We start from the raw sequence: 21205 nt of genomic DNA, 5'->3' as shown, positions 1-21205 counted from the left end.
GGCGCCTGTGCACCCCGGACGATTCCACTTGGTGTGCTGATTCGCGTCGAGCGGCCCTACGTGTCTCTATGGCACTGATAGTTCGCCGAGGCGGTCAGGAGGCTCTGCAGGTCCTCGTAGTAAGGCATCAACTCCTGCGCCTCCTCGACGCCCTTCCAGGCCACTTCCCGGACGTCGCCCAGCAGCCCCGCCCCCAGCGTGCCGCCCACGACATTGGCCCGGAACGTCACAAAGAGCGTGTGCTCGTGCCAGATGCGCTCGGCGACGTGCACCACCGGACCGACGCGCACCTCCAGCCCGGTCTCCTCCCTGGCCTCGCGCCGTGCGGTCTCCTGCAGGGTCTCGCCCGGTTCGCGCATGCCGCCGGGGAGTGTCCACGAGCCGTGGTCGTTCCGAACCATCAGGATCCGCTGCGCAGCAGGGTCGAAGATGAGGATGTACGCCACGTCGACCCTTCTCAAAGGGCGGTTGCCCACACCACCAGTGCGGTTGCCCGCACCGCCATCACCACTCGACACATCTTGGACACCCACGCCGCAGACCCCCTTGGATGGTCGTACGATCTGTCGGACGGCCTGGGCCGCAGGATTGCTCCGGCACGGTCCAGGCCAGTGCCACCTCCAACCCGGTCTAAAGCTGCACGAGGCCATTCCCCGCACGGGCTGAGACAGGCATTGAAAAGCCGGGGGAAGCCCATCGCCCGACGCTCCCTACTTGTACTCGCTCTCATACCCAAACAGCTTCTCGCACGCCCGGCGCACGGCGTCCACCTTCTCCGCCGGGCAAAAGACGTACGTCCGCCAGAGCCCCTCGTACTGCCGGGCCATGGCGGCCACCTCGCCGGAGCGGTCCAGTTCGAGCAGCGGGCCGACGCCGTGGCGGGAGCGGACGGGCACCTGGACTTCCTTGAAGAAGCTCGCCTTCGGGCAGTAGACGATCACCTGCCCCGGCTTCAGCCGGGCTTTCTGCGCGATCTGCGTCTCCAGCTCCTCCCGGGCCTCAGACTGGCCGCCGTAGCGGGCGATGAAGCCGTCCCGCTCCTCGCCCAGCGTGTCACCTGAGAGCACGTAGGCGCGCTTGTACAGCCGGCGGTTGGTCACGCCGTCCACCAGCTCCTGGATGACGCCCGGCCCGGGCAGCCGGGCCATGAGGTCCAGGAAGGTCTGGTCGCCGAGGCCGTAGAGCGCCTCCTCCCTGAGGCCGGTGTGCCTGGCGTGGAGTTCAACGGTCTTCGAGATCATCGCCCCGGCGGCGATCTTGGCGTGGTGGAGGTAGAGGCGCTCGGTCAGGACGTAGCGCATCCGCAGCAGGTGGATGATCTCGGTCCGGGCGTCGGGCCGGTCCAGCCCGCGCTTCACCATGTTGATCAGCAGCCGGCCGTCCTCCTTCACGAAGTAGGAGAGGACCCGGTCATCGTAGTTCATGCGCAGGCCCGCGAAGAAGGAGTCACGCCGCAGGTAGTCCAGCAGGTCGGCGTCGACGGTGGAGGAGACGATCTGGCCCATCCACGGCGCGGGAGGGCGGCCGGACAGGATCGCCCTCACCCCGTCCAGGTAGCCGGCGGCGGCCAGGGTGCGGCCCAGCTCGCTGTGGATGCCGAGGAAGTAGTCCAGCCGGGGGCCGGCATCGTGCCTGGGGAAGATCTGCCGCTCGTCCTCGAAGGTGTGGCCGTAGGGGATGTGGGTCACGTCGTGCACCAGCATCGCCAGGCGCACGAGCTGCGCCTCCTCGGGGTCGATCGCACAGCCCTGCAGCCGGAGCGCCTCCATCAGGCGGTGGGCCATGTGCAGCGCCCCGAGGCTGTGGTCGAACCGGGTGTGGACGCACCCGGGGAAGACCAGGTGGGCCGCACCCAGCTGCTTGATCGACCGGAGCCGCTGCATCTCCCGGGTGTCGAGCACCTGGACCTCAGTCTCGGTCAGGAAGATATCGCCATGAACGGGGTCGCGCACTTGCATGGAGATCACCCGAACAGTAGTTTCGTCCAGCGCGACGGCGAACCCTGCTGTGCGAGGGCCACTGACGCGGTTGCCAGAAATTTCGGGTCCGTGGTACACTCACAGTGCAGCGTGTGATGCTTCGGCCGTCTCCGGAGGGGCGCGTGCACGACCGGTTGCCCGCTGCGGGGGGCCAGCCGGGGCCGTGTCCCCGGGGCGACGACCCGGTCGCTCTGTCGGCGAGACGGCCCTGCAGGGGGAGGTGATCCGTCCGTGACAATGTCACGGAAACAGTATCTCCTGGCGGTTTTCGGGCTGGCGGTCATCCTCGGGCTTGGGGCCTCGATCTACGGCAGATACTGGTCCGACTCGGCCCAGGCCAGGAAGGCGGCCGACCGGTTCGTCGCGGCCGCGGTGAATGGCGACAGGGCGGCTGTCGAGTCGCTGCTGTCCTGGAATGCGGAGATCACCGCCGACGATGCGATCGCACTGATCGGGAACCTGGTGCAGCCGGAAGTCGCCACGCTCGTCACGGTGGAGCCCGGGGATGAACCGCGGTACTTCGTCGCCCTGCTGGGCGGGTACAGGCCGGACGGCGTTGCGGTGGGAGCCCAGCTCATGGTCAAGTCTGAGGGCGGCCGCTGGGTCGTGACGCGCACCTGGTAGGGCCGGGGGCGCAAGTCCGCACAAAGACTTACAAGAGGGGGAACTGGATGCGCTCCAGTTCCCCCTCAGTCGTGCTGTTACGGTCGTGTCGTGTTGCCTGCGCCGGTGCCACCGCTCCCGGGGCTGCTGTCCTGGTTGCTGCCGCCGGGGACGGTCGTACCGGTGCCGCCCCGGTTCTGGCGGCCGGTGCCCGTGTTCCCGGTGTCGCCGGTCTGGTTCCCGGTTCCCGTGCTGCTGCCGGGGGTGGTGGCACCGGTGCTCCCGGTGCTGCCGCCGTTCTGGCCGCCGGTGCCCGGCCGGTTGGTCCCGCCCGGCAGCTGTCCGCCGCCCGTCACCGGCGTGCACTTGTCGGTGGGCACTTCCTTCCACCAGTCCTGCGGCCAGTAGCGCCAGATGTTGTTGGGATCCTTCGGGTGCTTCACCCACGTCGTGGGCCGCTTGATCAGGTTGAGCGTCTCGGGGGTGCCGGCGCACCCCTGCTGCCACAGCACGTAGCGCTCGACCACCGTGCCGTCCTTCAGCGTGAGGAAGGGCTCCCGGACCACCGTCACCTGCTGGTACCAGGTCTCCGGCTTGGGCTCGTTGCCCTGGCGGAACCAGTCGGTCTTGATCTCCTCGGGCGGGCAGAACTCGCTGGGCTGGTTGCCCGTCACCCCGCAGTACTGTGCCTGCACCACGTTCCGCGGCCGCTCCCAGTCGGGCGGGGCCTCGGTGTAGTACTCGTCCATGATCGCGGTCCAGATCCGGGTGGGCGGGCCGGCACCCGTCCAGTTCTTCCAGCCCTGTCCGCCGTGGGGCAGCCGCTTGCGCCCCTCGTTGTTGTCGTAGCCCGTCCAGACCCCGACCACGATCTCCGGCGTGAAGCCGATGAACCAGGCGTCGTGCCACTCCTCGGTGGTGCCGGTCTTGCCGGCAGCGGGCCAGCCGTGCCAGCCCTTGGTCTCGTAGGCGGGCGTGCCGTTCTTGATGGCGCCCCGCAGGACGTCGACCATCAGCCACGCGGACGTCCGGTCGACCACCTGCTCCACCTTGGGCCTGGCCTCCCAGATGACCTCGCCGTACTTGTTCTCGATGCGGGTGATCACCACGGGGTCGGTCTTCTGCCCCAGGCTGCCCAGCACGCCGAACGCGGCGGTCATCTCGAGGGGCGTGACGCCCTGGCTGAGGCCGCCCAGGGTCAGGGAGAGGTTCTCGTCGTTGATGACGGGGTTCTCCTCACGGGTGACCAGGGGAAGGCCCAGCCTGCGGCCGTACTCGACGCCCCGGGTGGGGGTGACGGCCTCCAGGGTGCGCACGGCGGCGGCGTTACGCGACTGCTCCACCACATAGCGCATGGTCTTGAGACCCTGGTAGTTGAACTCGTAGTTCTCGGGCCAGACGTTGGTGCCGTCCTCGTTGAGGCGGGGCGGCGAGTCGTCGATGATCGTCGCCGGGCCCCAGCCGAGCAGGTCGATGGCCGGCAGGTAGGCCACGATCGGCTTGATCGTTGAGCCCGGGTCACGCCGGGCCTGCGTGGCCCGGTTGAAGCCCAGCATCCGGTCGTGGTTCATGCCGCCCACCAGGGCCAGGACCTCGCCGGTGGTGTGGTCCATGACCACCACCGCGGCCTCGGGCACTTCGGTGTCCTCGCTGCCGCTGAACTCCACCGTGGCCGCGGGCATGATCTCCTTCAGCTTCTCCTCGGCGATGCGCTGCTTCTCGCGGTCCAGCGCCGTGTAGATGCGCAGGCCCTTCTGGTAGAGGTCGTCGGCGGTGAAGGGGGGGAGGTTGTACCTGGCCGCCTCGTCCGGGTCGGTCAGGATGGTGATGACGTGGTCCACGTACCAGTCGCCGGTAAAGGTGACGGTGGTGGGCGTGATCTCCGCCCGCTTGATCACCGGGACCTCCTTCTTGAGCCGCTCCGCCTCGGCGGCGTCCAGATAGCCCTGCTCGACCATGAGATCGAGCACGATCTCCCGCCGCTCAAGCGCCCCCTCCAGGTTGTCGAAGGGGCTGTACTCGGAAGGGCCCTTCAGGATTCCGGCCAGCAGCGCCCCCTCTGAGAGGGTGAGCTCACTGGCGTGCTTGGAGAAGTACATCTGGGCGGCGGCCTCGATGCCGTACGCCTGACCGCCCCACGCGACGGTGTTCAGGTACTGCTCCAGGATCTCGTCCTTGGTGTACCGCCGCTCCAGGTTGATGGCGATCATAATCTCCTGGACCTTGCGCTTCATGGTCTGGTCGAGGGTGAGGAAGGCGTTGCGGGCCAGCTGCATCGTGATGGTGGAGCCGCCCTCCAGCTGGGACCCGGGCACGCCCAGGAAGTACTTCACGTCAGACCATACAGCGCCGGCCAACCGGATGGGGTCGACCCCGAAGTGTTCCTTGAACCGGCGGTCCTCCACGGCGATGACCGCGTTGCGGACGTCCTCGGGGATGTCCTCCAGGTCGACCAGCACCCGGTTCTCCTCTGCGGCCAGTTCGTAGACCTTGTTGCCGTAGCGGTCGTAGATGATCGAGGTGAGCGATGGGTCGAATGCTTGGAAGGTGGGCAGGTCCTGGTACGCCTGGTAGACGTATGCGCCAGCCAGACCGGCGCCGCCGATCAGCACGCCCAGGAAGAGGAGGAAGGCCCAGAGGAGCCAGCGGCGTCCCCGCCTTCGCTTCTGTGCGGCCGGTCGCTTCGGAGGCGAACCGTCAGGCCGTCGGGTATTCGGCAAGTGAAACACCTCCAACAGAATGAAAGGAATTCGCCCTGTTGGGCGAGACTCCTTGTGGGGCCCCGGAATTGCACGGCTGGAAGGATTATGCTAGAATTTGGACCAAATCGGCGAGGACGGAGAGAAGTAGGCGTCGGAGCCGCCACCAGAGAGGGGCTGGCTGGTGCGAAGCCCCGGGGTACGGCGCTGAAGTACACTCCGGAGCCGCCCGCCGAGTCCGTCGGCCAGGTCGCGCCGGCCAGGCGCTCCTCTGGTTAGATGGATAGGCCGGGCCGGAGGTTCCCCGTTACCGGAACGACGAGTGGGCTCCCTCCCCGGGGGTCAACCAGGGTGGTACCGCGGCGTGCAGGCACACGTCGTCCCTGGGCTGAGACGACCGGGCAGGGCGCTTTGCTTTCGGTCCTGCGCCGGGAGGGAAGGACGGATCGCGATGGGTTTCATGAGCGTGGACGAGCAACTGAGGATCCTGATGCGCGGCGTGGTTGACGTGGTCAGCGAGGAGGAACTCCGGCAGAAGCTGGAGCGGTCGGCGAAGACGGGCAGGCCGCTCCGGGTGAAGCTGGGCATCGACCCCACCGGCAAGGACCTGACGCTGGGCCACACGGTGCCGCTGCGCAAGCTGCGGGACTTCGTCGAGTGCGGCCACACGGGCGTGCTGATCATCGGCGACTACACGGCGATGGTCGGCGACCCCACCGGCCGGAACGAGGCGCGCCCCCAGCTCACGCACGAGCAGACGACGGAGAACGCACAGCGCTACCTGGAGCAGGCCGCCCGGGTGCTGGACGTCAGCAGGCTGGAGATCCGGCGCAACAGCGAGTGGCTGGCGCCGATGACCTTCGCGGACGTCACCCGGCTGGCGGCCCAGTCCACCGTCGCTCGCATGCTAGAACGAGAAGACTTCAAGAAACGTTACGAGGAAGGTCGGCCGATTTACATTCACGAGTTCTTCTACCCGTTGATGCAGGGCACGGACTCGGTGGCCGTCCAGGCCGACGTCGAGCTGGGCGGCACCGACCAGAAGTTCAACCTGCTCACGGGGCGCGACCTGCAGCGCAACGCCGGCCAGGAGCCGCAGGTCTGCCTGATGACGCCCATCGTGGAGGGGCTGGACGGCACGGAGAAGATGTCCAAGTCCCTGGGCAACTACATCGGGCTCGACCACTCGCCTGACGAGATGTTCGGCCGGACGATGTCGATCCCGGACAAGCTGATCCTCACGTACTTCACGTACTTCACGGACGTTCCGCAGGAGGAGATCGACCGCATCAAGGCGGCGATGGATGCCGGCGAGAACCCGATGAACTTCAAGAAGCAGCTGGGCCGGGCGATCATCACCACGTACGGCGGCACGGAGGAGGAGGCCCGCCGCGCCGAGGAGCGCTGGGTCGCTCAGTTCTCCCGGGGCGAGGTGCCCGACGACATCCCCGACGTGGTCGTGCGCACCGCCGACCTGCCGATCCAGGCCGCCCGGCTGCTGGCCAGCACGGGACTGGCCCCGTCGGTGAGCGAGGCCCGGCGCCTGATCGAGCAGGGCGGGTTCACGGTGGACGGTGAGAAGATCACCGACCCCCGGGCCGAGCTGACGCTGACCAGCGGCCAGGTGCTGAAGGCGGGCAAGCGCAAGTACGGCCGGGTCGTGCTGGGGTAGCGCGGAGGGCGCATGGATGATGGTCGCAGGCTCGTGCTGCGACATGCGGCAGCGCTGGGTGCATCGCCAGCACGTCCAGGGCTGCGGTTCGTGCTGACGCAGCGCAAGTGGAAGAAGCAGGCGGCGCGGCCGCCTGCTTCTTGCGCAGGTGCACTCCACAGAACGCCAACGGTCCCTTGACACGAGCCAGCCCGCGCCGGAGCAGGCCTCCAGCCGTCGCCTGTGACCCTACAGCCGTGCGCCCTGCGATCGCCCAACTCTTGTGAGAGTCGCCGCCGACGACGGGTCCAGGCCTTCCGCGCACCGGCTGGTCGACGGGGTTGGCGGCAGGGATGACAGTTCGGGGGAGCGAAGTTCCCTGAACCTGCAACCCGTGGGCTGCGTCTGGGTTGTCGATGTATATCCCGAAAACCGAGGTGGTACCGTGCTGTCCTGGTATTTCTACGGCAACTCCCTGCAAGACTGGCTGCTCGCACTGGCGGTGGCGGCGGGCACCTACCTGGTCCTCGCCTTCCTCATCCGCGTCGTCGTCGGCCGCCTGGCGCGCATTGCGGCCCAGACGAGCACGCAGCTGGACGACGCCATCACCGACGTGCTCAGCCGGACCGCTGTCTGGTTCAAGCTCTATCTGGCCGTCTACGCGGGCTCCCGGGCGCTGGTCCTGCCTCCGACCACCCTCGGCCTGCTGCGCAACCTGCTGGTCATCGCACTGGCGATCCAGCTCGGCATCTGGGGCAACCGGCTGATCAGCTACTGGGTGGTCCACTACATCCGCACCCGCAACGGCTCGGACCAGACCCGGAAGACGATGGCCGGCGCGGTGGGCTTCCTGGGTCGGCTGATCCTCATCTCCTGCCTGCTGCTCCTGACCCTGCAGAACATGGGCGTCGAGATCGACGCGCTGCTGGCCGGCCTCGGCATCGGCGGCGTGGCCGTCGCCCTCTCCGTGCAGAACGTGCTCGGGGACCTGTTCGCCTCGCTCTCCATCATGTTGGACCAGCCGTTCCTGGTGGGGGACTTCATCATCCTGGAAAACGGCATGATGGGCACGGTGGAGCACGTGGGGCTCAAGACCACCCGCCTGCGTGCACTCACCGGCGAGGAGCTGATCCTCGCCAACACCGACGTCGTGGGGGCCCGCATCCAGAACCTGCGGCAGATGCAGAAGCGGATGGTCCGCTTTACGATCCGGGTCGTCTACCAGACGCCCCGGGAGAAGCTGGAGCGGATCCCGGCCATCATCAAGGAGGTCGTGGACCGGCACCCCCGCACCCGGTTCGACTGGGCCTGCCTGATCGGCTTCGGCACCTACGCCTACGAGTTCGATGTGGCCTACTGGGTGGAGCCGTACGGGTGGTATCCGTTCATGGAAACCCGGCAGGAGATCTACCTGGAGATTCTCCGCCGGTTCGAGGAGGAGGGAATCCGGCTGGCCTACCCGACGCAGACGCTGGTCGGCCAGCTTCCGTCGTGATCGCACTTGGCAGGCCGGGGCAGTCCGCCCCGGCCTGCGAAGTTCCGTGGCGAACCATGCTATCGTAGGGCGGTGATCGGGGACAGCGGCGTGCTACGCCCCCCCAGGCATGTGCGCCAGGACGCCGGGCATAGGCTGGCTATGTCAGGAGACAGGCGGTGTGCAAGAGGGGGAGAGGCGATGTCCCGCTTCGGCCGCATACGCACGGGACGCCCACTGCGGCGGGGCCCGGCGCGGTTCCGGCTGCGCCCGGCGAGGGGGATCGGGCGGATCTGGCGGCGGCTGCGGTTCCGCCGGGTCTGGGTGCGCAACCTCATCCTCTCGGCCGCCGTGCTCTACCTGCTCGTCCGCATCGGCGACCTGATCCTCCTCCAGCCGCTGAAGGCGGTGGCCGAGGTGGAGGCGAAGCGGCTCGGGGCGGCGGCCGTGAACCGGGTGGTGGCGGGACAGGTGAGCCGCTCCCTGGCCGGCGCCCAGGTCGTGGAGTACGAGAAGGACGCCGACGGACGCATCGCCGCCTACCACATCAACACGCCCCTGATCAACCGCGTCGCCAGCGAGGCCGCCGTGGCGGTGCAGGAGGAACTGGCCCGCCTGGCCGAGACGCCCGTCCGGCTGCCGCTGGGCGCCCTCACCGGCTCCGCGCTGCTCTCCAACCTGGGGCCCCGCCTCTCGGTGCAGCTGGTCCCGGTGGGCTCCGTGGCGATCACGGTACAGCAGGAGTTCCGGGGTGAGGGAATCAACCAGACCCGGCACCGGGTCTGGCTGGAGGCCGCGGCCACCATGCGGATCATCCTGCCGCTGACGACCCAGGAGGTCCCCCTGGTGCAGGAGCTGCCGCTCTCCGACACGGTGATCGTCGGTCCGGTGCCCAACTCGCTCTACGGCGGGAGCCTGGGCGGGGTCACGCTGCCCGGCCGGTAGAGAATAAGTCATCTGGTTCTTTCCGCACTTCCGCGTTGACTGAACAGGTTCCCGCTGGCTATACTCACATCTGCCGGGACTCGCGAGTCCTGAAGTACACCGAAAGGAGGTCGCCGAGATGGTACGGATCGCCAAGGTCCATGCGCTGACTGTGGCCCACGTGCTTCAGTTCGCTGGTACGGTCATCTCGCGACCTGTTGCCGTCAGACCGGCGTAGCCACGCCGCGCTGCAGCTTACGGCCACAGGTCAGCGAGCGGCTGCCTGTGGCCCTTTCATATGGGGAGGACCATGGGCAGACCGCGCCCGTGGTCCGCTTTTTTCGCTCGTGCTGGCGCAGCTGCGCCAGCCTGGCCCGCCCGGACCGTTGCACTGCGGCCTGGCGGCAGACTGACATCGGAGGTGAATGCCAGTGCACCTTCATCCGGAAAACCTCCTCCTGGTGGCGCGGCAGCGCGTCACCGGTTACCACCCGCACAACGCGCTGCACAGGGCCGAGGCGGAGGAACTCCTCCGGACCCGCCGCCGAGAGGCGTGGAAGCGGCGGCTGTTCTTCCTGCGGTACCGCCTGCGCAGCCTCATGTACCGCTTCGCCCCGGGGCTGGACCGGTGGCTCACCATCTAGGTTGGGCTGGAGGTTTACCCCATCAGGTGATAAACTTGACGGGGAACGCGCTGATGCCTACCGGCGGTGATGGTGGCATTCGAAGGGGTTATGCACAGATGGAAGCACGCTTTACACCCGCTGAGCAGGCCAGGCTGGCTGCGTCCTCGGTGCTGGTGGTCGGCTGCGGCGGCCTCGGGTCGCCCGTGGCGTACGAGCTGGCGGCGGCCGGGGTGGGCCGCATCGGCCTCTGTGATATGGACCGCGTCGACCTGTCCAACCTGCAGCGGCAGGTCCTGCACGACGCGGCCGACGTGGGCCGGCTCAAGGTGGAGAGCGGCATGGCGAAGATCTCGGCGCTCCGCCCCGAGACCCACGTCGACCTCCACCCGGTCAGCCTAACCAGCGACAACGCCCTGGAACTCTTCGCCCAGTACGACCTGATCCTCGACTGCTCCGACAACTTCGCCACCCGCTACCTGGTCAACGACGCCTGCGTGCTGGCCGGGCGTCCGCAGATCCACGGCTCCATCTTCCGGTTTGACGGCCAGGTGACCACCTTCATCCCCGGACAGGGACCCTGCTACCGGTGTATCTACCCCACGCCGCCGCCCCCCGGGTCGGTGCCCTCGTGCGCCGAGGCCGGCGTGATCGGCGTCCTGCCGGGCTTCGTCGGCAGCCTGATGGCCATGGAGGCGCTGAAGGTGCTTTCCGGCCGCGGTGCTGCCCTGGTGGGCCGGCTGCTGGTCTACAGCGCCCTCGACATGGACGTGGCCGAGGTGCAGTTGCGGCGCAACCCGGACTGCCCGGTCTGCGGCGACCACCCCACCATTCACCAGTTGATCGACTACGAGCAGTTCTGCGGGGGGGTGGGCAGATGAGCCTGACCGAGCAGGAGATCCTGCGCTACAGCCGGCACATCATCCTGCCCGAGGTCGGCGGGCGCGGCCAGAAGCGCATCAAGGCGGCCTCCGTCCTGGTGGCCGGCCAGGGTGCCGCCGGTTCTGCGGCCGGCATGTACCTGGCCGCGGCCGGCGTCGGGCGGATCACCCTCTGGGACCCGGCGGAGCTGGCCGCTGCGGACCTCTCCGGCGCCATCGCCCACACGCTCGCCCGCATCGGACAGAACCGGGCGGAATCGGGCCGGGCCAAGCTCGAGGCCATCAACCCGGATGCCGAGGTGAAGGCCGTCGCCGACCCCGATGCCCTCCCGGCGCTCGTGGCGGGTCACCAGGTGGTGGTGGCGACGACCGGTGACTGGGACGCCGTGCAGGCCGCGGCGATCGCAAGCGGCGCGGCGGTGGTATTCGCCGGTGCGCGCGGCGCGTCAGGCGCCCTCTTTGCCTACCGTCCCGGCGAGCCGTGCCTGGGCTGCATCGGGGCGGACCGCGCGGCTGAGGCGGGGCTGGTCCCGGAGGCCGGTGGCACCGGCGGCGACGGCCGCGTGGTGGCTGCCGCAGGCGGCGTGATCGGCACCGCGGCGGCGACCGAGGCGCTGAAGCTGATCCTGGGCATCGGCACGCCGCTCACGGGCCGGCTGCTCCGCTACGACGGCTGGGAGGCCCGGTTCCGGGAGTCGGGCGTTGCACGCCGGGCTGAATGCCCGCTCTGTGCAGGTCGGTAGAAACGAAGGTCCTTCGGAGACGGTGCAGGCCGTCTCCGATCTTATTTTCCGGGCCCTCGCCCGCGACGGTTGCTCCCGCCGGGGAGGGTGCGCACCGCCGTCGGCCGGTTGCTCGAGCCGCCCGCCCGGGCGCCCTTCCGGGTGCGCCGGAAACCGGTGCACTCCGCCACTGCTTCGGCTCCGGTCCGCTTGCAGGGCGTCGCCTCCCAGCATCCCGGTGAATTTTCCTGCGACCTCGCCAGATGCTCCTAGACAGCGTGGATTGGCATGCTATAATGGGGATAACGTAATCCACATATCTCCGATATGTGAACACGGAAATAGGGAGGATGCAGGATGGCCCGTATCTACGAGAGCATCGCCGACACCATCGGCCGCACGCCGCTGGTCCGGCTCCAGAGGGTGACCGAGGGCGCAGCGGCCACGGTGCTGGCGAAGGTGGAGTCGTTCAACCCCGCCGGTTCGGTGAAGGACCGGATCGGCTATGCCATGATCAAGGACGCCGAGGAGAAGGGGATCCTCAAGCCCGGCACGGTGATCGTCGAGCCGACCAGCGGCAACACCGGCATCGCCCTGGCCTTCGTGGCGGCGGCGCGCGGGTACCGCTGCATCCTGACCATGCCCGACACCATGTCGCTCGAGCGGCGCAAGCTCCTGAAGGCCTACGGGGCGGAGCTGGTGCTGACCCCCGGCGCCGAGGGCATGAAGGGCGCCATCGCCAAGGCGAAGGAGATCGTCGCCAACACGCCCGGCGCCTGGATGCCCCAGCAGTTCGAGAACCCGGCCAACCCCGAGATCCACCGCCGGACCACCGCCGAGGAGATCTGGGAGGACACCGACGGCCAGGTCGACATCTTCGTCGGCGGCGTGGGCACCGGCGGCACCGTGACCGGCGTCGGCGAGGTGATCAAGCCCCGCAAGCCCGGCTTCAAGGTCGTGGCCGTGGAGCCCGCCGAGTCTCCCGTGATCTCGGGCGGCAAGCCCGGCCCGCACAAGATCCAGGGCATCGGCGCCGGCTTCATCCCGGAGAACCTGCACACCGACGTCGTCGACGAGGTCATCACCGTCAGCAGCGAGGACGCCATCGCCACGGCCCGACGCCTCGCCCGGGAGGAGGGCATCCTCTGCGGCATCTCCTCCGGTGCGGCGGCCTACGCGGCGCTGCAGGTGGCCCGCCGGCCCGAGAACGCCGGCAAGACCATCGTGGTCGTGCTGCCCGACACCGGCGAGCGCTACCTCTCCAGCGCCCTCTGGGCGGACCTCACGGTCTAGCGCCCGAGCCCGGACCGGCCAGCCGTTGGGGGGGCACCCTGGCGAGAGTCCACGGATCACCCGCGGAGCGCCGACGGATCCCCCACCGCGTGCGCCCGTCTCGGCCCGGATCGCGTTGACGGGCCGCACATCATGTGGTAATATTCGGCTCGTGATTGACTGCGACTGAAGGGAGGGCGAGGCCGATGCTGACCATCCACAACCGCAGCGGCTTCGCCCGCGCCTTTGTCCTGAGCTTCAAGGGCAGCTGCTGAGCGCCGTCCCAGGGGGGACTATGCCCTTTTCTGGGTCGGGCTCAGCCGGATGCACCCTTCTCCGGAGGCACGGGAAGGCGTCACCGGCGAGTCCGGTGACGCCTTTTTCGCGTGCACTATTCGGGAAGGAGAAGCTTCATGCGGCGCAACCTGCAGCGTTACTACGTATACACCGTTCTTTCGGGCCTGACGTTCACCTGGACCACCTGGTTCGTCTTCGTGACCTCCCGGGGCGGCAACCCGGGCTGGGCCGAGTCTGCGTTCCACCTGGCCATCTTGATGGGCGAGGTGCCCACCGGCGTCGTGGCCGACCTGCTGGGCCGGCGGCGCTCGATGCTCATCGGCCTCGTGCTCGGCGCAGCCTCGTTCTTCGGTTACGCGCTGATCTCCGACACCCTGACGGCCTGCCTGATGCTGGGCCTCACGGGCCTCAGCCTGACCTTCATCTCGGGCGCCGACACCGCCCTGCTCTACGAGACGGCGGAGGCGCTGGGTGGCGAGGACTTCGCCCGCCGTGCCATGGCCCGGGCGTCCGCCCTGCAGATGATCACCCTGGCCGCGGCGCCGGTCATCGCCGGGTGGCTGTACGAGCGCCACCCCGTCGCGCCGTTCTGGGCGCACGGCGCGGCCTCCCTCCTGGCCGCCGCCGTGGTCTGGACGATGGCGGAGCCTTCCCGGCCCGCCGCTGCGGCGGAGCGCCCGGCCAGCCCCTGGTCTCACACCCGTGCGGCCCTGGTCTGCCTGCGCCGCCGGCCGGGCCTCCTGGGGCTCATCGCCTTCGCGTGGGTCTACGAGGCCGTCGCGTCCATGTCCGGCCAGTTCGGTCAGGTCTACCTGCCTGCGCTGGGGCTGAGCATGTTCGGGGCCGGTGTGGTCTTCAGCGCCGGCAGGCTGCTCGGGGCCGCAGGCGGCTGGATCGCCGAACGGCTCACCGGGACGGCCGCCGCCCGCTGGCTGCGGTGGGGGCCCCTGGGTCAGGCCGCGCTCCTCATGCTGGCCGGCCTCGTACGGACGGCCGGCGGCGGGGCCGTCCTCGCCCTCAACGAGGGCCTCGACGGCCTGGTCTACCCCCTGCTCTCCGCACGCATCAACCAGGCGATCCCTTCGGAGCAGCGGGCCACCATCCTGTCCTTCCAGAGTCTCGGCTCCAGCCTGCTCATCGCCGCAGCCTTCCCCGCGGCGGCCGCCCTGCCGTCCGTGTTCGGGGTCTATGTCATCGTGGGCGGTGCCCTTGCGGCCGCGGCCCTGCTCCGGGCTCTGCCGGGTCGGCGGGCGGGGGGCCGCACAGCCGAGGGACGGTAAGCCGGGCGCCGCACCCATTCGCCGCCGCCGCATACGGTGGGGTGGAACACCTCGCAAAGGAGGCAGTCTCACCCCATGGCTGACAAGCGCTGGACGCCGGAGGAGCTCGCCGCCGCGAGCGCCGCCCTGGAGGGGCAGGGACCCGTGGCGGCGCTCCGCTGGGCCTACGAGCACTTCGCGCACGACGAGATCGCCCTCGCCTGCTCCTTCGGAGCCGAGGACGTGGCCCTGGTGGACATGATCAGCAAACTGGCGCCCGAGGCGCAGCTGTTCTACCTGGACACCAACTTCCTCTTCCCGGAGACCTACCAGACGATCGAGGCGGTCCGGGCCGCCTACCCGCTGCGGATCCGGCAGGTGCTGCCGTCGCTCACCCCGGAGGAGCAGGCGGCGCAGTACGGCGACGAACTCTGGCGCCGCGACCCCGATGCCTGCTGCAGCATCCGCAAGGTACAGCCCCTCACGCAGGTGCTGAGCGGGCTGAAGGCGTGGATCACCGGCATCCGCCGGGAGCAGTCGCCGACCCGGGCCAACGCCCAGGTCGTCGAGTGGGACCGGAAGTTCGGCCTGGTGAAGATCAACCCGCTCGTCGCCTGGAAGGACGCCGACGTCTGGAAGTACATCCTGGAGAACAACGTGCCGTACAACCCCCTGCACGACCAGGGCTACCCGTCGATCGGCTGCACGCACTGCACCCGGGCGGTCCGGCCGGGCGAGGACCCGCGGGCCGGCCGCTGGTCGGGCTTCCAGAAGACCGAATGCGGGCTGCACGCGTAGAGGGGGGCCGAGGTGTGCAGGGAGTGAACACCCACGGCGCCCCGGCGCGGGGGTCGACCGCCGCCGCAGCCTCCGGCCCGGGCGCCCCCCACGGCGGGCGGCTGGTAGACCGCTGGCTGCGGGGGGAGGCCCGTGACGAGGCCCTGGAGCGCGCCCTCAGGCTGCCGCGCGTGCGGCTGGACGCCCGGGAGGCGGCGGACCTGGAGATGATCGGCGACGGCGCCCTCTCGCCGCTCACCGGCTTCATGGGCAGCGCCGACTACCGGTGCGTCGTGGCCGAGATGCGGCTGGCAAGCGGCCTGCTCTGGGCGCTGCCGGTGACGCTGGCGGTGAGCCGGGCCCAGGCGGAGAGCCTGGCCGAGGGCGGGGAGGTCGCCCTGGAGGGGCCCGACGGCAGGGTCCTGGCCCTGATGCGGGTGGCGGAGCGGTTCGCCTGCGACCGGGAGGAGGAGGCGCGGCGCTGCTACGGCACCACCGACCCGGCGCACCCCGGCGTCCGGCGGCTGCTGGACCAGGGCGAGGTCTACCTGGGCGGGGAGGTCTGGCTGGTGGACCGCCCCCCGCCGCAGTTCCCCGCGTACCACCTGACCCCGGCCGAGACCCGGGCGATCTTCGCCGAGCGCGGCTGGCGGACGGTGGTCGGCTTCCAGACCCGCAACCCGGTGCACCGGGCCCACGAGTACATCCAGAAGTGCGCCCTCGAGATCTGCGACGGGCTGCTCCTCCACCCGCTGGTGGGCGAGACCAAGGCCGACGACGTGCCCGCGGCCGTGCGGATGAAGGCCTACGAGACGATCCTCGCCCGTTACTTCCCCGCCGACCGGGTGCTGCTGGCGGTCTTCCCGGCGGCCATGCGCTACGCCGGCCCCCGGGAGGCCGTGTGGCATGCCATCTGCCGGAAGAACTACGGCTGTACGCACTTCATCGTCGGCCGCGACCACGCCGGCGTGGGCAGCTACTACGGCACGTACGACGCCCAGCGCATCTTCGACGCCATCGACCCCGCCGAACTGGGCATCACGGTGCTCTGCTTCGAGCACACCTTCTACTGCCGGGCCTGCGGCGGCATGGCGTCGCCCAAGACCTGCCCGCACGGTTCGGCGGAGCGGGTCACGCTCTCCGGCACCCGGGTGCGCGAGATGCTCTACCGGGGCGAAGCCCCGCCGCCCGAGTTCACCCGGCCCGAGGTGGCCCGGGTGCTGATGGAGGGGCTGCAGGGCCGTTCCGGGTAGGGAGAACCCGTGCGCCCCTGCGACCCAGTGGCACCGCGGGCACGCCTGAACCACCTCCTCGGGTGGGCGGCCGGGTGTTTCCGACGCACCTGGTCTGTTCACACCATCGCATAAATCCTCCAGCGGTGCTAAACTATGCTACGGACACCACTGCAGAGGAGGTGGCACGATGGCCGTGTTCGTCTGCACCCAGTGCGGCGCCGAGCGCGAGGGGCGCTGCAAGCCGCAGAAGTGTGCGTGTGGTGCCAAGGGTTCGTTCGTCAAGAAGGAAGAGGAGAAGAAGTAGGCCCGGCTGCTGACAAAGACCTGCCCCGCCTGTGGCAGGTCTTTGTTGTTGCAGCGGTTGTGCCGGCGACCTTGCAGTTTCGCTTCGTCATTCGTGCGCGGCGCACAATTTCTCCCATTGCGCCGTACTCGCGGCTGCTCCCGGCACGGCGTGCTCGCGACCTCGCGCAACGCGTCCCCGGGCAACCAGGGCGCTGCGAACCGCAGGGTGGACGAACCTGCGAGGGGTCGCCTGCGGCGGCGGAAGAGGAGGAGAAATAGGGCTGGCTGGAGGCGGGGACCTGTCCATTGGGAGGCAGGGCTTTAATGCTATGGAGATTGTGACAAGCTGAACGAGCTATTTCGTTCTGTAACGGCAGGAGACACGACCTGCAGAAGCCAATAGAAATGGACAGCCGTTAGACTTCAACTCACAAATGGGGGCGCATCATGGCACAAATCCGCTTCAACAACGTCGTAAAACGTTTTGGCGACGTGACGGTGATCCCCGGATTTTCCGCCACAGTGGCTGACGGCGAGTTCCTGACCTTGCTCGGTCCCTCGGGGTGCGGCAAGACCACGATGCTGCGCATCCTGGCCGGCTTTGAAAAGGTCACTGAGGGCGAGGTCTGGCTCGGTGACAAGCTGGTCAGCAGCACGACGACGCACGTTCCGCCCGAGAAGCGGGACATCGGCATGGTCTTCCAGTCCTACGCCGTGTGGCCGCACATGAACGTGTTCGAGAACGTGGCCTATCCGCTCCGCATCCGCCGGGTCCCCAAGCAGGAGGTGCAGGAGCGGGTGATGCGCGCCCTGAGCATCGTCCACCTGGACGGGCTCGAGCACCGCATGCCGAGCCAGCTCTCCGGCGGTCAGCAGCAGCGCGTGGCGCTGGCGCGCGCCATCGTGGCCGAGCCGAAGATGCTGCTCCTGGACGAGCCGCTCTCCAACCTCGACGCCAAGCTGCGTGAGGCCATGCGGTTTGAGATCAAGGAGATCCAGCGGCGCCTCAACATCACCGTGCTCTACGTCACGCACGACCAGGCGGAGGCCATGGCGATGTCCGACCGGATCATCGTCATGAACAAGGGCGTCATCGAGCAGGAGGCCCCGCCCTCCGAGATCTACGACCGGCCGAAGAGCAAGTTCGTGGCCGACTTCGTGGGCCTGGTCAACTTCCTGGAAGCCACCGTCGTCGACCGCGACGGCACCATCCGGGTGGGCGACGACCTGCTGCTCAAGGTCACCCTGCCCGAGGGCGACCACCAGCGGGTGCTGGCCGCCATCCGTCCGGAGCACGTCCTCATCCGGCGCGAGGGCAGCGGGGTCGGCACCGTGCGCGGCACGGTGAAGCGCCGCTACTACCTCGGGGACCAGATCGACTACTTCGTTCAGACGAGCGGGGGCGAGGTCCGGGTGAGCGGCAGCCCCTTGGAAGGGTCGTTCGCAGAGGGCGACTCCGTGGTGCTCCACGTTCAGCAGGCCTTTGCCTTCCCGCTCTAGTCCCATCTTCACATCTCACAAGGGGGATCAGTCATGAAACGGTTCGCGGTTGTGCTTTCACTTCTGCTGGTTCTGTCCACTGCACTCGCCGGTTGTGGCGGCAGCTCCGGTTCCAGCTCGAATCCCAGTTCCGGGTCGAACACCACCACGCCGCCTGCGACCTCCGGGCAGAGCTCCGGCAGCACCTCCGGTCAGACCCAGACGGCGTCAGGTCCGTCGGGCAGCATCATGATCTACACCTCGATCTACCCCGACATCATCAACCTCGTGTCGCCGGAACTCGAGAAGGCGTTCCCCAACCTCAAGGTTGAGTGGTTCCAGGGCGGTACCGAGCAGGTGACGGCCAAGATGGCCGCCGAGATCGAGGCTGGCAAGATCGGCGCCGACCTCCTGATGGTCGCCGACCCCTCCTACTACGTGTACTTGAAGAACCGTGACCTGCTGATGTCCTACAAGTCCGAGAACTTCGATGCCGTCGCCGTGGATAAGGACACCGAGGGGTACGCCTACACCGGCGTCCGGATCTCGAACGTCGTCATCGGTTACAACACCAACCTGGTCAAGCCCGAGGAGGCCCCCAAGACCTTCAGGGAACTGACCGACCCGAAGTGGAAGGACCAGGTTGTCATCGTCGACCCGACCCTCTCCGGCACCGCGCTGGTCTCCACCTACGCGCTGTCTGAGAAGTACGGCTGGGAGTACTTCGAGCAGCTCCGTGACAACGGCGCCGTGATCGGCGGCGGCAACTCCTCCACCGAGACCAAGCTCGTCACCGGCGAGTTCAAGGTCGCGGTCATCCTCGAGGAGAACCTGCTGAAGGTCAAGGATCGCGGCGAGCCCGTCGACATCGTCTATCCCGAGGACGGCGTGATCATCGTTCCCTCGCCGATCGGCATCCTGAAGACCACGCAGAATGCCGAGGCCGCCAAGGCCGTCGTCGACTGGTGGCTGTCGCCCGAGGGCCAGAAGGCCATCGTGACCGGCTGGATGCACTCGGTCCGCACCGACGTCGAGTCGCCGAAGGGCGCCCAGCCGCTGGCCTCGTTCGCCCCGGGCGCCATGAAGGTCAACTGGGAGGATCTTGCCGCCCGCTCTGGCGAGGTCAAGGACAAGTTCGTCGAGATCATGGGGACGAAGTAGTATGCGATTCAACTTCGATGCAAAGAGCGTGGCCATCGCCCTTGCGGTGGCCGTGCTCCTTGTCTTCGGCATCTTCCCCATTGCACTGCTGGTCATCGACGCCTTCATCGTCGACGGCCACTTCAGCCTGGACAACTTCCGCGAGGTCTACGTCAACAAGTCGAACCTGATGGCCGTGTGGAACACGGTGAAGGCGTCGGGCCTGACGATGCTGTTCAGCACCGCCATCTCGTTCCCGCTGGCCTGGCTGGTGGGCCGCACCGACCTGCCCTTCAAGAATGTCTTCCGCACGCTGATCATCACGCCGTACATGATCCCGCCCTTCATCGGCGCTTTCGCCTGGGGGTATCTCGCCAACCCGCGGATCGGCTACCTGAATCAGTGGATCCGGGCGGTGTTCCCCTTCTTCGAGCAGGGGCCGATCAACATCTACTCGATGAACGGCATGGTCTGGGTGCTGGTGCTGTTCTACTTCCCGTTCTCCTTCCTGTCGATCAGCCGGGCCCTGGAGAAGATGGACCCGTCGCTGGAGGAGGCGGCCCGCATCTCCGGCGCCGGCCCGCTGCGGGTCCTGCGGAACATCACCATCCCGCTGACCGCCCCCGCCATCGCCGCCGGTGCGCTGCTGGTCTTCGTCGCCGTGGCCTCGGCCTTCGGCATCCCGTCGATCATCGGCGGACAGGCGCGAATTCAGGTGGTCACCACCCGGATTATCAGCTACGTCTACGTGGGCACCACTGAGGCGATGCACGAGGCGACCGCCCTGGCCGTGGTGCTGCTCATGCTCTCGATTGCCGTGCTCTGGTTCTCGAACTGGTACCTGGCGAAGCGGGAGTACTTCACCCTGGCCGGCAAGTCGACCCGTCCCACCCTGGTGGAGCTGGGTCCGTGGAAGTGGCCGCTGGTTGCCGTGTTCGCCATCGTCTGCTTCGTCTTCGCCATCCTGCCGATCATGGCGCTGGTGATGACCAGCCTGGTAAAGACGATGGGCAGGGGCTTCGCCTTCGACAACCTGACGCTGGACGTCTGGCGGTCGGTGCTGGCCGACGACGCCACCTGGCGGACGCTGCGGACGTCGCTCTACTCCTCGGTGCTCGCCGCGACGGGCGGCACGCTGGTCGGCCTGCTCATCGCCTACCTGAAGGTGAAGACCCGGATGCGGTTCCGGACCATCCCCGACTTCCTCGCCACCTTCACCAATGCGACGCCGGGCATCGTCCTTGCCCTGGGCCTGATCCTGGCCTTCTCGGGCAAGTTCGGGCTGAACCTGTACGGCACGTTCTGGATCCTGGTCGTGGCCTACTTCGTGCGCCACCTGTCCTACGCCGTGCGACAGGCCGCTGCCGCGCTGGAGCAGGTGCATCCCTCGCTGGAGGAGGCTGCCCTGTCGAGCGGCGCCAGCTGGCTGCGGCTGTTCAAGGACGTGACGATCCCGCTGGTCGGCCCCTCGGTCGTCGGCGGCTGGTTCCTGGTGTTCATGCCGTCGTTCTACGAGCTGACCATGTCGGTGTTGCTGTACAGCAGCAAGGCGACGCCGGCCGGCTACCACCTGTACCACCTGAGTTCGTACGCCTCTCCGCAGTCTGCGGCCGTGCTGTCGGTGCTGATCCTGATCCTGGTACTGATCGGGAACCTTCTGATGCGCTGGGCGAGCCGTGGCCGGGTGAGTCTGTAGATCGGTGGACTGTTGTGGGAGGCACCCGCACGGGTGCCTCCCTTGCTATTGTGCGTGACAGACAGTGGGGCGGTGAGTTGGTGGGGGGGCAGGCCGCCCTCGCGCCGCGTGGGAAGTGGCTTCCGCGGGGTGCCGATGGGGTGGCGGTTCGGCGGGGCAGTCACGCAGAGGTGCCGATGCGGTTTCGGCGGCTGTGGGATGACGTTCAC

18 protein-coding genes are annotated in these 21205 nt (G+C 68.3%); 15 read left to right on the top strand and 3 right to left on the bottom strand.

Annotated elements, in window-relative coordinates; genetic code table 11:
- Positions 1 to 56 precede the first annotated feature (56 nt).
- Positions 57 to 446 carry an NUDIX hydrolase gene (locus J2Z79_RS18770; RefSeq protein ID WP_209465375.1) on the bottom strand — a complete coding sequence of 130 codons (390 nt, stop codon included), beginning with the start codon at positions 444 to 446 and terminating at the stop codon, positions 57 to 59.
- 264 nt (positions 447 to 710) lie between these two features.
- Positions 711 to 1952 carry an HD domain-containing protein gene (locus J2Z79_RS03000; protein ID WP_209465374.1) on the bottom strand — a complete coding sequence of 414 codons (1242 nt, stop codon included), beginning with the start codon at positions 1950 to 1952 and terminating at the stop codon, positions 711 to 713.
- Between the two features lie 258 nt (positions 1953 to 2210).
- On the opposite strand from J2Z79_RS03000, the gene J2Z79_RS02995 reads away from it, so the two are divergent.
- Positions 2211 to 2603 carry a hypothetical protein gene (locus J2Z79_RS02995; protein ID WP_209465373.1) on the top strand — a complete coding sequence of 131 codons (393 nt, stop codon included), beginning with the start codon at positions 2211 to 2213 and terminating at the stop codon, positions 2601 to 2603.
- A 77-nt stretch (positions 2604 to 2680) separates the two neighbouring features.
- On the opposite strand, the gene J2Z79_RS02990 is transcribed toward J2Z79_RS02995, so the two are convergent.
- On the bottom strand, positions 2681 to 5302 hold the full coding sequence (locus J2Z79_RS02990) for a transglycosylase domain-containing protein (RefSeq protein WP_209465372.1): 2622 nt from the start codon (positions 5300 to 5302) through the stop codon (positions 2681 to 2683).
- A 424-nt stretch (positions 5303 to 5726) separates the two neighbouring features.
- On the opposite strand from J2Z79_RS02990, the gene tyrS reads away from it, so the two are divergent.
- The 14 genes from tyrS (at position 5727) to J2Z79_RS02925 (ending at position 20996) form a co-directional block, all read left to right on the top strand.
- A complete protein-coding gene (gene tyrS / locus J2Z79_RS02985; protein WP_209465430.1) occupies positions 5727 to 6953 on the top strand; it encodes a tyrosine--tRNA ligase in 1227 nt (408 codons plus the stop codon).
- A gap of 424 nt (positions 6954 to 7377) precedes the next feature.
- Positions 7378 to 8427, top strand: a complete 1050-nt coding sequence (locus J2Z79_RS02980; protein WP_209465371.1) for a mechanosensitive ion channel family protein — start codon at positions 7378 to 7380, stop codon at positions 8425 to 8427.
- A 180-nt stretch (positions 8428 to 8607) separates the two neighbouring features.
- Positions 8608 to 9351 (top strand): sporulation protein YunB, encoded by a 744-nt coding sequence (gene yunB / locus J2Z79_RS02975; protein ID WP_209465370.1) that lies wholly within the window; start codon positions 8608 to 8610, stop codon positions 9349 to 9351.
- A 410-nt stretch (positions 9352 to 9761) separates the two neighbouring features.
- Positions 9762 to 9974 carry a hypothetical protein gene (locus J2Z79_RS02970; protein ID WP_209465369.1) on the top strand — a complete coding sequence of 71 codons (213 nt, stop codon included), beginning with the start codon at positions 9762 to 9764 and terminating at the stop codon, positions 9972 to 9974.
- Between the two features lie 98 nt (positions 9975 to 10072).
- Complete coding sequence (locus J2Z79_RS02965) at positions 10073 to 10834, top strand: HesA/MoeB/ThiF family protein (RefSeq protein ID WP_209465368.1); 762 nt, start codon at positions 10073 to 10075, stop codon at positions 10832 to 10834.
- Positions 10831 to 11577 carry a HesA/MoeB/ThiF family protein gene (locus tag J2Z79_RS02960; protein ID WP_209465367.1) on the top strand — a complete coding sequence of 249 codons (747 nt, stop codon included), beginning with the start codon at positions 10831 to 10833 and terminating at the stop codon, positions 11575 to 11577. Before J2Z79_RS02965 ends, J2Z79_RS02960 begins: the two co-directional genes overlap by 4 nt.
- A gap of 336 nt (positions 11578 to 11913) precedes the next feature.
- Positions 11914 to 12849: a cysteine synthase A gene (gene cysK, locus J2Z79_RS02955; RefSeq protein ID WP_209465366.1), complete on the top strand. Its 936-nt coding sequence runs from the start codon at positions 11914 to 11916 to the stop codon at positions 12847 to 12849.
- A 392-nt stretch (positions 12850 to 13241) separates the two neighbouring features.
- Positions 13242 to 14405 carry an MFS transporter gene (locus tag J2Z79_RS02950; RefSeq protein ID WP_209465365.1) on the top strand — a complete coding sequence of 388 codons (1164 nt, stop codon included), beginning with the start codon at positions 13242 to 13244 and terminating at the stop codon, positions 14403 to 14405.
- A gap of 75 nt (positions 14406 to 14480) precedes the next feature.
- Entirely contained in the window at positions 14481 to 15182 is a 702-nt protein-coding gene (locus J2Z79_RS02945) for a phosphoadenylyl-sulfate reductase (RefSeq protein WP_209465364.1), read from the top strand.
- A gap of 14 nt (positions 15183 to 15196) precedes the next feature.
- Entirely contained in the window at positions 15197 to 16414 is a 1218-nt protein-coding gene (sat, locus tag J2Z79_RS02940; protein ID WP_342589404.1) for a sulfate adenylyltransferase, read from the top strand.
- A 169-nt stretch (positions 16415 to 16583) separates the two neighbouring features.
- Complete coding sequence (locus J2Z79_RS19070; protein ID WP_342589403.1) at positions 16584 to 16700, top strand: RCKP-type rubredoxin-like domain-containing protein; 117 nt, start codon at positions 16584 to 16586, stop codon at positions 16698 to 16700.
- A 428-nt stretch (positions 16701 to 17128) separates the two neighbouring features.
- A complete protein-coding gene (locus tag J2Z79_RS02935; RefSeq protein ID WP_209465362.1) occupies positions 17129 to 18181 on the top strand; it encodes an ABC transporter ATP-binding protein in 1053 nt (350 codons plus the stop codon).
- A 33-nt stretch (positions 18182 to 18214) separates the two neighbouring features.
- Positions 18215 to 19321 carry an ABC transporter substrate-binding protein gene (locus tag J2Z79_RS02930; RefSeq protein WP_245301989.1) on the top strand — a complete coding sequence of 369 codons (1107 nt, stop codon included), beginning with the start codon at positions 18215 to 18217 and terminating at the stop codon, positions 19319 to 19321.
- Between the two features lies 1 nt (position 19322).
- Complete coding sequence (locus tag J2Z79_RS02925) at positions 19323 to 20996, top strand: ABC transporter permease (protein ID WP_209465361.1); 1674 nt, start codon at positions 19323 to 19325, stop codon at positions 20994 to 20996.
- Positions 20997 to 21205 lie beyond the last annotated feature (209 nt).

It is taken from the genome of Symbiobacterium terraclitae, assembly GCF_017874315.1.
Taxonomy (GTDB): domain Bacteria; phylum Bacillota; class Sulfobacillia; order Symbiobacteriales; family Symbiobacteriaceae; genus Symbiobacterium; species Symbiobacterium terraclitae.
This window is presented reverse-complemented; position numbering and strand designations above follow the sequence as displayed.

Bases quoted from the DNA above. Each gene is read 5' to 3' on its own strand.
- J2Z79_RS02965 (WP_209465368.1), top strand. From the start codon at position 10,073: ATGGAAGCACGCTTTACACCCGCTGAGCAGGCCAGGCTGGCTGCGTCC.
- J2Z79_RS19070 (WP_342589403.1), top strand. From the start codon at position 16,584: ATGGCCGTGTTCGTCTGCACCCAGTGCGGCGCCGAGCGCGAGGGGCGC.
- J2Z79_RS02930 (WP_245301989.1), top strand. From the start codon at position 18,215: ATGAAACGGTTCGCGGTTGTGCTTTCACTTCTGCTGGTTCTGTCCACT.
- yunB (WP_209465370.1), top strand. From the start codon at position 8,608: ATGTCCCGCTTCGGCCGCATACGCACGGGACGCCCACTGCGGCGGGGC.
- J2Z79_RS02945 (WP_209465364.1), top strand. From the start codon at position 14,481: ATGGCTGACAAGCGCTGGACGCCGGAGGAGCTCGCCGCCGCGAGCGCC.
- J2Z79_RS02950 (WP_209465365.1), top strand. From the start codon at position 13,242: ATGCGGCGCAACCTGCAGCGTTACTACGTATACACCGTTCTTTCGGGC.
- cysK (WP_209465366.1), top strand. From the start codon at position 11,914: ATGGCCCGTATCTACGAGAGCATCGCCGACACCATCGGCCGCACGCCG.
- J2Z79_RS02935 (WP_209465362.1), top strand. From the start codon at position 17,129: ATGGCACAAATCCGCTTCAACAACGTCGTAAAACGTTTTGGCGACGTG.
- J2Z79_RS02960 (WP_209465367.1), top strand. From the start codon at position 10,831: ATGAGCCTGACCGAGCAGGAGATCCTGCGCTACAGCCGGCACATCATC.
- J2Z79_RS02925 (WP_209465361.1), top strand. From the start codon at position 19,323: ATGCGATTCAACTTCGATGCAAAGAGCGTGGCCATCGCCCTTGCGGTG.